Source organism: Streptococcus sp. A12 (assembly GCF_905372335.1).
Lineage (GTDB): Bacteria > Bacillota > Bacilli > Lactobacillales > Streptococcaceae > Streptococcus.
In genome coordinates this window covers 1-8813 of record NZ_CAJPOU010000048.1, presented here as the reverse complement: position 1 = coordinate 8813, position 8813 = coordinate 1, and the positions used below count along the sequence as shown (strand labels likewise).

Sequence of the window (8813 nt, the reverse complement as noted above, 5' to 3'; positions counted from 1 at the left end):
ATGTTCTTGATCCAAAGGTCATCAAGATTGAAGCTAACTGGCTTCCCATGCACTCCAACGTTGGCAATATGACCGCCGACAGAGATAATATTTTGGCAGACATCGAAGGTAGCTGGATAGCCCACACATTCCATAGAGATATCGACACCACGGCCATCGGTCACTTCATTGATAAAAGCCTTGATTTCATCAATATCACTTGAACAGATGGTATGGGTAGCTCCAAACTTCTTAGAAGCTTCGAGACGTGATTCTGACAAGTCTACCATGATAATGGTAGCTGGTGAGAAGAATTGTACGGTTAAGAGAGCTGCCAAACCGATTGGCCCTGCACCAACGATACAAACATTGTCTCCTGGTTTCACATGAGATGGGAGAACACCAATTTCATAGGAAGTAGGCAGAATATCAGAGAGCATAACCAGGGCTTCGTCATCTACAGAAGCAGGTGCATGATAGAGACTGCCGTCTGCGTGAGGGATATGAACATACTCTGCTTGGGTACCGTTGATCAAGTGACCAAGAATCCAGCCCCCATCTTCACAGTGGGAAGGCAAGCCACGTTTACAATAGTAGCAAGTGTTACAAGCTGTTACGCATGAGATGATAACCTTGTCTCCTACCTTAAAGTTCGTAACCGCATCGCCGACTTCTTCGACAATCCCAATTCCTTCATGACCCAGGATGGTCCCTTCTTTACAAGCCGGAACATCACCACCCAAAATATGGAGGTCTGTTCCACAAATGGTCGTTTTCACTAGACGAACAATCGCATCAGTTGGTTTCTTGATCACTGGTTTTGGTTGATCAATCAACTGAAGATTTCCTGCGGATACATATGTTGCTGCTTTCATAAGCGACTCCTTTTTGTTGGTTTTATCAAACCATTTTATTACAGTTTTTATTTTGTGAATATTATAACATACAAAGTAATCGCTTACAACATATTTATTAGATTTCTTTAAAAGATAGTTTTCAGGTCTCAAAAATCAATTTCTAGCGTTAAGATAAAGAAAAATCCCTCGCTCTTTTGAGCGAGGGGTAGCTGATAAACATCAGTTGATCTCTAGCGCCTTATTTACGACGCCCTGGACGTTCTTTGTAACCATAGTATGCATCTTCGATGATTTCTTGCATATGGTCTACCATTGGAAGACGTGGGTTAGCTGGTGAACATTGATCTTCATAAGCAAGGAAGGCCAATTCACGAGAATGTTTCTTCCATTCTTTTTCGTCGATTCCTTGTGCTTTGAAGTTCATTTCGATCCCTACGCGTTCACCAAGTTCGTAAACAGCTTTCGCATAAGCTTCAACGGCTTCTTCTGGTGTAGAGCAAGGAAGGCCAAGCATACGAGCGATGTCTTGATACTTCTCATCTGCACGGTAGTAGTTGTACTTAGGCCATGTTGCTGTCTTAGCTGGACGTGTACCGTTGTAGCGGATCACGTATGGAAGCAAGATTGCATTGGTCCGTCCGTGAATGGTGTGGAATTGCGCACCAATCTTGTGAGCCATTGAGTGAGAAATACCGAGGAAGGCATTGGCGAAGGCCATACCTGCGATGGTTGACGCATTGTGCATCTTTTCGCGTGAATGGAAGTCCGCGTTCTTCACTGAGCTTTCCAAGTTTTCAAAGACAAGTTTGATGGCTTGAAGAGCAAGACCATCAGTGTAGTCGCTAGCCATTTGTGATACGTAAGCTTCAGTCGCGTGAGTCAATACGTCCATACCAGTATCTGCAGCAACAAATCCAGGAACTGTCAATACCAAGGCAGGGTCTACGATTGCCACAGTTGGTGTCAATGAGTAGTCAGCGATTGGGTATTTACGGTTGTTTGCTTTATCAGAGATAACGGCAAATGGAGTTACTTCAGATCCTGTACCAGATGTTGTTGGAATCGCGATGAATTTAGTCTTCTTACCAAGCAATGGGAATTTGAAGGCACGTTTACGGATATCCATGAATTTTTGTACAAGGTCACGGAAGTCCACTTCTGGTTGTTCGTAGAAGAGCCACATAACTTTGGCAGCATCCATTGGTGATCCACCACCGAGAGCAATGATAGTATCTGGTTTGAAGGCACGCATGATCTCGGTACCACGTTCAACAGTTGTGATATCTGGATCTGGTTCAACGTCTGCAAAGATTTGGTAAACTACCTTGTTGCGACGAAGATCAAGCTGTTCGATGATACGATCAAGGAAACCAAGCTCTACCATAGCGTGGTCTGTAACGATCATGACACGTTCAACGTCACGACATTTTTGTAGGTATTCAATTGAATCACGTTCAAAGTATGTTTTTGAAGGAAGTTTCATCCATTGCATGTTATTTCTCCGTCTTCCGACTTTTTTGATATTCAAGAGGTTAATGGCGCTAACGTTATCCCCAACTGAGTTACGTCCGTAAGAACCACATCCGAGTGTCAATGATGGCAAGAAGGCATTGTAAACATCCCCGATACCACCGAAAGTCGAAGGAGAGTTGCAGATCACACGAATGGCTTTAACTGCTTTACCAAATTCTTTGGTCAATTCTTCGTCAGCTGTATGGATGGCAGCTGAGTGACCAAGACCGTTGAATTCAACCATTTGGCGTGCTTTGTTAATTCCGTCTTCACGGCTTTCAGATTTCAAGACAGCGATAACTGGTGACAATTTTTCACGAGTCAATGGCTCTTTTTCACCAACTTCTTTACATTCTGCCGCAAGGATATTGGTTCCTTCTGGAACTGAGAAGCCAGCTTGTTCTGCGATCCATGTTGCTGGTTTCCCAACGATGTCCGCATTCAATTTCGCACCCGCACAGTTTTTGCTGTTAGCTTTTACACCAAAGCAGAACTCTTCAAGAAGGGCTTTTTCTTTTTTGTTAACGAAGTAAGTGTGGTAAGATTTGAATTCTTCAACAAACTCATCATAGATTTCTTTATCGATGATGACCGCTTGTTCAGACGCACAGACCATACCATTGTCAAATGATTTAGACATGACGATATCGTGTGCCGCTTGGCGGATGTTAGCTGATTTTTCGACATAAGCAGGAACGTTTCCGGCACCGACCCCAAGAGCTGGTTTACCGCAAGAATAGGCAGCTTTCACCATGGCATTCCCACCTGTTGCAAGGATAGTCGCAACCCCTTCGTGGTTCATAAGGGCACTGGTTGCTTCCATAGATGGCTGCGTGATCCATTGCACACAGTTTTCAGGAGCTCCTGCTTTAATCGCTGCATCGCGCACGATTTGAGCTGCATGAGCTGATGATTCTTGAGCGGATGGGTGGAAGGCAAAGACGATAGGGTTCCGTGTCTTCAAGGAAATCAATGCTTTAAAGATTGCTGTTGAAGTTGGGTTGGTTGTAGGTGTGATCCCGCAGACTACTCCGACTGGCTCAGCAATCAAGGTCAAACCAGTGACATCATCTTCTTGAATGACACCAACTGTCTTGGTGTGACGCATGTTGTTTACAACGTGCTCACAAGCGAACAAGTTCTTAGTCGCCTTGTCTTCAAAGACTCCACGACCAGTTTCTTCATAGGCATGAAGAGCGAGCTCACCGTGTGCGTCAAGAGCTGCTACAGATGCTTTCGCCACAATGTAGTCTACTTGCTCCTGATCCAATTTGCGCATTTCTTCAAGCGCTACGAGCGCTTTTTGCACTAACTCGTCTACGTGTTTTTCAGCAGCGAGTTTCTTTTCTTCAGGTGAGAGAGTTTTTTTATCAGCCATTTGATGCTTTCCTCCAATGTTTGAAACCCTTATCCTTTTCCGGAACTTTTTCCTGTTTTCAGAAACTTTCAAGAATAGTGTAAGAAATTTCGATTTGTTAATTTTTTCACAATATTATTGTACTCTATTTTAGAAAATTTGTAAATAGTTTCACAAAGATTTTTTTTAACTTTTTTCCATGAACCCTCCTTCTCCTTCTATACAGGAGTATTTTCAAGAAAAAATTGAAGGAATTTTTTGAGAACGCACTTCAATTTCACAAACAAATATTTTCACGCAATTTTGTAAGCGTTTTCTTAATTTTACTAAATAAAGCAATTTTCTTCAAGTGAAAATTGCTTAAATCATATAGTAAATTTTACGGTTTAACCGGCCCCTGATTGGCTTGATCAACTGCTTCTTTCACGACGTTGGCATACAGGTTTCCTCCAACATCGATGGAACCATCTGATTCTAAACCAAAGTGGACATTATCCGTTCCAGCCCAAATCTCTGGATTATCGACAGCCACTTGGTACCAGTCTGCTACATAGACATAGTCATATTTTTTAGCCAATTCCAGCTGATACTGTCGAGTCTGAACGGTAACGCTATTGTTATCATTGGCTTCACGCCCATCATATGGGGTCACAAAGATTAAGCGATGTCCTTTTGGTAATTCTTGAACAAACTTATCCAACAATTCTTGATAATTATTAGAAGAGTTGGTTCCAAGTGCGATTACCACGTTCTTGAGTAAGACTCTATTGGCAATATCTGTTTCATATACTTTTAAGCCTGAGTCTAGATTGCGACTCACCAAAGCATCTAGTTGGATATCTGGCAGAACTTGTTTCAGATAATCTGATGCCCGGAGGTTTACAGAATCTCCGATCATGGTCACGCCATCTGATACATTGTAGGAAGTTGCTGAAGCATTGTCAACTTGGGCACGCGTGATTTGCATCTTGCTGTCGGATTGATGAAGCCCTTCGGTAATCAGGTTTTCATCAAAGGCTCCGACGCGTGGCGCAAAGAGTGCAATCCCAAACATGAGCAAGGTCAAGGGAATCGCGCTGTAAAAGAGTGGTTTCGTGAAACTTCTGAGATCCATCGAGATCCCAAAAATCTTCGGTTCACGTCCAGCCAAGGTTGGTTCAATAATATAGAAACTCAAGGCAGCAAGACTAAAGGATACAAGCGCTGTTAATAGAGAAGCCCATCCATTGGTCATTAATTGAGAAAAGATGATGTAAAATGGCCAGTGGAAGAGATAAACCCCATAACTTGTATCTGCAATAAAGGTAATAACTGCTGGTTCTTTCTGATCTGGTGTCTTTTCATGAAGGACACGCGTCATCACAATCATCACAGATGCAGCAAGAGTTGCTACTAAAAAGCCAAATAAATAGGTCCAAACACTATCAAAGGGAAGGATAAAGGTCAAGACCAATAAAACTAGAAAAGCACCCGCTAAAATCGCTAACGTCTTCTGTAGAGATAGCTTCTTCACTAATTGAGTAAGATTTGGGCTGGTCGTTGTAATCCCTGTCACTGTCGCTAAAGCACTCCCCACAAAGAAAGGAAAGACGTGAGCGATACTAGAAAAGTAGACATTGGACAAATTCTTGGTGACCAGCGCTCCGACAAAGAAGGTCAGGAAGGTCACCAAAAAGAGACCTGTCGAAGATAGGAAGATATAGCCTCTATATTGGCCAACTGATTTAGCTTTTTTACCCAAAAACCAAGCCAAGAGCGCCCAGAGGACGTAGTAATGAACTTCAAGAGCCAAACTCCAAGTATGAATGAAAAGATGAGGGATGAACTGACTTTCGTAACTTCCGCCACTTAACATCTCATAGAAGTTGGTCACAAAGCCAAAAACGGCTGCAATCTGCGTCCCAATCCCAGCAATAAAGTCTCGTCTGACCAAGAAGGTAAAAGGCATGACCAGCAAGACCATAAAGACTAAAGGAGGGACAATCCGGTAGAAGCGTCGTCTAAGGAAGCCCTTGAGATCAATCTTTTGATGACGGGCAAACTCATCGATCAGCAGAGCCGTGATCAAAAATCCTGAGAAAGTAAAGAAGATATCGACTCCAATAAATCCACCAGGAAAAACTTTTTGAAAGAAATGGTAGAGAAGAACGAGAAGAAGTCCCGTTATCCGTACCAATGAAAACCATTTAATTCGCATTTTGATAAATTCCTTGTTTAAACGTTCCCTTATAAACGACATTTTGTTCTGTCGTCAAGGTTCCCTGGCCTTCTGGTTGGCCATTGACAAATTCACCTTCATATTTCCAGCCAGCCTTGGCTGTAAAGGTTCCATAACCACTAAAGGTCCCATTGACAAAATTGCCCTTGTAGGTGTCCCCATTCTCAAAAGTCACCGTCCCTTGGCCATTCATCTTACCTCGGACGACACTTCCGTCATAGCGAATAGCTCCCTTATCGAGGGTCAATACACCTCCGAAAGGAATGGAGGAAAGAAATACCCACAAAGCAGACAGAACAATAATCCCCAAGGACAATCGTTCAATATTCTCTCTCGTAACATAGACCTTATAGGTCTCAAATAATTCTTTTATTTTTTCCATACTCTGTTCATTCTTTTTATCTTCAGCCGGTTACTCATTTCAGGAGCCAGTCCGAAACTAATCTTCTAATCGATCCAACCACTCTTGACAACCAGCTAGAACACGGCGATAGGTCTCTTCGAAATCTCCTGTGTACCATGGATCTGGAACACTTTCTCCTGCAAAGAGATGAATCTTGTGCTCTGTTCCAGGAGGTGCCATTCGTTTGAGGTCAGCTACATTGTTCTCATCCATTCCTAAGATCAGATCAAAGGTACGAAAATCTTGGTCACTGATTTGAAGGGATGTTTTAGATGCATCATAGGGCACGCCATGACTGCGAAAAATCTTTTGAGTCCCTTGGTGAATAGGGTTCCCGTGCTCCCAGTTAGATGTAGCACGACTTTCAATCTCATACTGGTTGGTCAAGTCCTTCATGACAAATTCCGCCATGGGGCTCCGACAAATATTTCCTAAACACACAAATACGATTTTTTTCATGACAGCACCTCCTTTCTATTATAACAGAATGTAAGAAAAATATAATCTGCTAAAATTATATTTTTGAGGCAAGACGAAAAAAGCCTGTCCATCGTTGAGGTGGGCTGACTTTCTTTTTTTATTCAGGCAGGATGATCTGAAGGGATAGCCATTTTCGTTTCCAATCTTTCTTTCGCATACGCTCTGTATAAACCGCCAAACGCTCGGGACTGGCTAAAAAATGTAGAGTCGGCTGAACGATGAAATCTTCGATATCCCTTGTCCCATAGGGGAGAAAGAGCTCTAGCTGACCATCTTTCCTTAGGCGAACTGCAATTGCTGTACACTGCTCGGGGTATTTAGAAACCGCGTCACAAGCACTGCGATAAGGAGCCGTCCCCGGACTATGCTGGTGCATATAGACTTGATTCTTCACTTCCCAAGCGTACTGAGGATAGGTCTTTTTTAACTCCTGCTCGATCTGCAGAGTCTCCTCATAGCTCATCGTAGGGTCATAAAAGACCAGATCCAGATCTGTCGACGCGTCAAATCCTGATCTGCCAGAGAGCTGGTTCCAGACGAAATTGCGCACCGCACCAGCTGCAAGCCAAGCGTCTGCCAGGTTGAGATCCCGAATAATGGCCAAGACAGTCATCATCTCTTGATCCGCTTGGATTTGCTCTACTATCGCTTTTTCCGTTAGCATCTTCTTCTAGTCTCCATTGTAGGGATAACCCAGGTGTTCATAAGCCTTGCGGGTCGCCACGCGCCCTGTCCGGGTCCGCATGATAAAGCCTTTCTGAATCAAGTAAGGCTCATACATATCTTCTACGGTCTCTCGCTCTTCGGCAATATTGACCGATAGAGTCCCAAGGCCAACCGGGCCGCCACCGTACATCTCAATCATGGTCCTCAGGATCTTTTGATCGACATAGTCCAGTCCTTCATGGTCCACATCTAGCATAGAGAGGGCCTTGTCGGTAATGGTATCGTCAATCAAGCCATCGCCCATAATCTGGGCAAAATCACGCACCCGCTTCAGCAAACGGTTGGCAATCCGAGGAGTCCCCCGACTACGAAGAGAAAGCTCCTCGGCAGCCTCGTGGGTAATCTCCATCTCAAAAATCTCGGCGGTCCGCTCGACAATCTCTGTCAGATCATCTTGCTCGTAGTATTCCATATGACCGGTAATTCCAAAGCGAGCGCGCAAGGGATTGGACAGCATCCCAGCTCGAGTCGTCGCACCAATCAAGGTAAAGGGAGGAAGATCCAGATGGACACTCCGGCTGGTCTCGCCAACACCAATCATGATGTCGATGTAAAAATCTTCCATGGCGCTGTATAGTACTTCTTCGACTGACATAGGAAGACGGTGGATTTCATCGATAAAGAGAACATCGCCTGGCTCTAGATCATTGAGGATAGCTACCAAATCACCAGCCTTTTCAATGACAGGACCGGAAGTCTGCTTTAGATTGACGCCCAGTTCATTGGCAATGACAAAAGCCATCGTAGTCTTCCCTAGTCCCGGAGGGCCAAAAAGAAGGACATGATCCAGCGCCTCATCCCGAAGCTTGGCTGCCTCGATAAAGATTTTTAGCTGGTCTTTAACCTTATCTTGACCAATATATTCATGTAAATATTGCGGGCGTAGCGTCCGTTCAACGGCCTGTTCATCGCCCATGATTTCATTGTCTAAAATTCTACTCATACAGTCTATTATAGCAAAAAATGATGCCTCCTGATGATTTTAAATCATATTCTATTTAGGATATTACTAATTATTGATTATTGGGTGTTAGAAAGCGATTTTCCTCTTAAAATACCTTGTTTCTTTTTAAGGATCGTAGTTCTCACTAGCGTTCGAACTGCGTCAACATACCTAAGCTCACTCACGTTCGCTAAGGTACGTAGAAAAAAGCCACCGGTTTTGGTGGCTCTTATAGGGAGATTATTATGAAAAAGTTTTAGGAGTTTTATCATTCAAAGTTAGGAGGTCTTTGATGATGATATTAGTATACGACGGGAAGCTTAAAGTTTCCTTATAGT

General features: G+C 43.5%; 7 protein-coding genes. All 7 read right to left on the bottom strand.

Annotated elements, in window-relative coordinates; translation table 11 throughout:
• Positions 1-854: alcohol dehydrogenase catalytic domain-containing protein (locus QZ158_RS06650; RefSeq protein WP_293886917.1), on the bottom strand; the 854-nt coding region annotated here is incomplete at its 3' end.
• 220 nt (positions 855-1074) lie between these two features.
• On the bottom strand, positions 1075-3726 hold the full coding sequence (gene adhE, locus QZ158_RS06645; RefSeq protein ID WP_293886915.1) for a bifunctional acetaldehyde-CoA/alcohol dehydrogenase: 2652 nt from the start codon (positions 3724-3726) through the stop codon (positions 1075-1077).
• Positions 3727-4084: 358 nt separating this feature from the next.
• Positions 4085-5902: an acyltransferase family protein gene (locus tag QZ158_RS06640; protein WP_293886914.1), complete on the bottom strand. Its 1818-nt coding sequence runs from the start codon at positions 5900-5902 to the stop codon at positions 4085-4087.
• Positions 5892-6305, bottom strand: a complete 414-nt coding sequence (locus QZ158_RS06635) for a hypothetical protein (protein ID WP_006595277.1) — start codon at positions 6303-6305, stop codon at positions 5892-5894. The genes QZ158_RS06640 and QZ158_RS06635 overlap by 11 nt, the downstream gene beginning before the upstream one ends.
• A 57-nt stretch (positions 6306-6362) precedes the next feature.
• Positions 6363-6785, bottom strand: a complete 423-nt coding sequence (locus QZ158_RS06630; RefSeq protein ID WP_006595278.1) for a low molecular weight protein-tyrosine-phosphatase — start codon at positions 6783-6785, stop codon at positions 6363-6365.
• 118 nt (positions 6786-6903) lie between these two features.
• Positions 6904-7470, bottom strand: a complete 567-nt coding sequence (locus QZ158_RS06625; RefSeq protein ID WP_293886911.1) for a nucleotidyltransferase family protein — start codon at positions 7468-7470, stop codon at positions 6904-6906.
• Between the two features lie 6 nt (positions 7471-7476).
• Complete coding sequence (gene ruvB / locus QZ158_RS06620) at positions 7477-8475, bottom strand: Holliday junction branch migration DNA helicase RuvB (RefSeq protein WP_293886909.1); 999 nt, start codon at positions 8473-8475, stop codon at positions 7477-7479.
• Between the last annotated feature and the right edge of the window lie 338 nt (positions 8476-8813).

Excerpts from the sequence above, each read along its gene's own strand:
- adhE (WP_293886915.1), bottom strand. The coding sequence starts at position 3,726 with ATGGCTGATAAAAAAACTCTCTCACCTGAAGAAAAGAAACTCGCTGCT.
- QZ158_RS06640 (WP_293886914.1), bottom strand. The coding sequence starts at position 5,902 with ATGCGAATTAAATGGTTTTCATTGGTACGGATAACGGGACTTCTTCTC.
- QZ158_RS06635 (WP_006595277.1), bottom strand. The coding sequence starts at position 6,305 with ATGGAAAAAATAAAAGAATTATTTGAGACCTATAAGGTCTATGTTACG.
- QZ158_RS06630 (WP_006595278.1), bottom strand. The coding sequence starts at position 6,785 with ATGAAAAAAATCGTATTTGTGTGTTTAGGAAATATTTGTCGGAGCCCC.
- QZ158_RS06625 (WP_293886911.1), bottom strand. The coding sequence starts at position 7,470 with ATGCTAACGGAAAAAGCGATAGTAGAGCAAATCCAAGCGGATCAAGAG.
- ruvB (WP_293886909.1), bottom strand. The coding sequence starts at position 8,475 with ATGAGTAGAATTTTAGACAATGAAATCATGGGCGATGAACAGGCCGTT.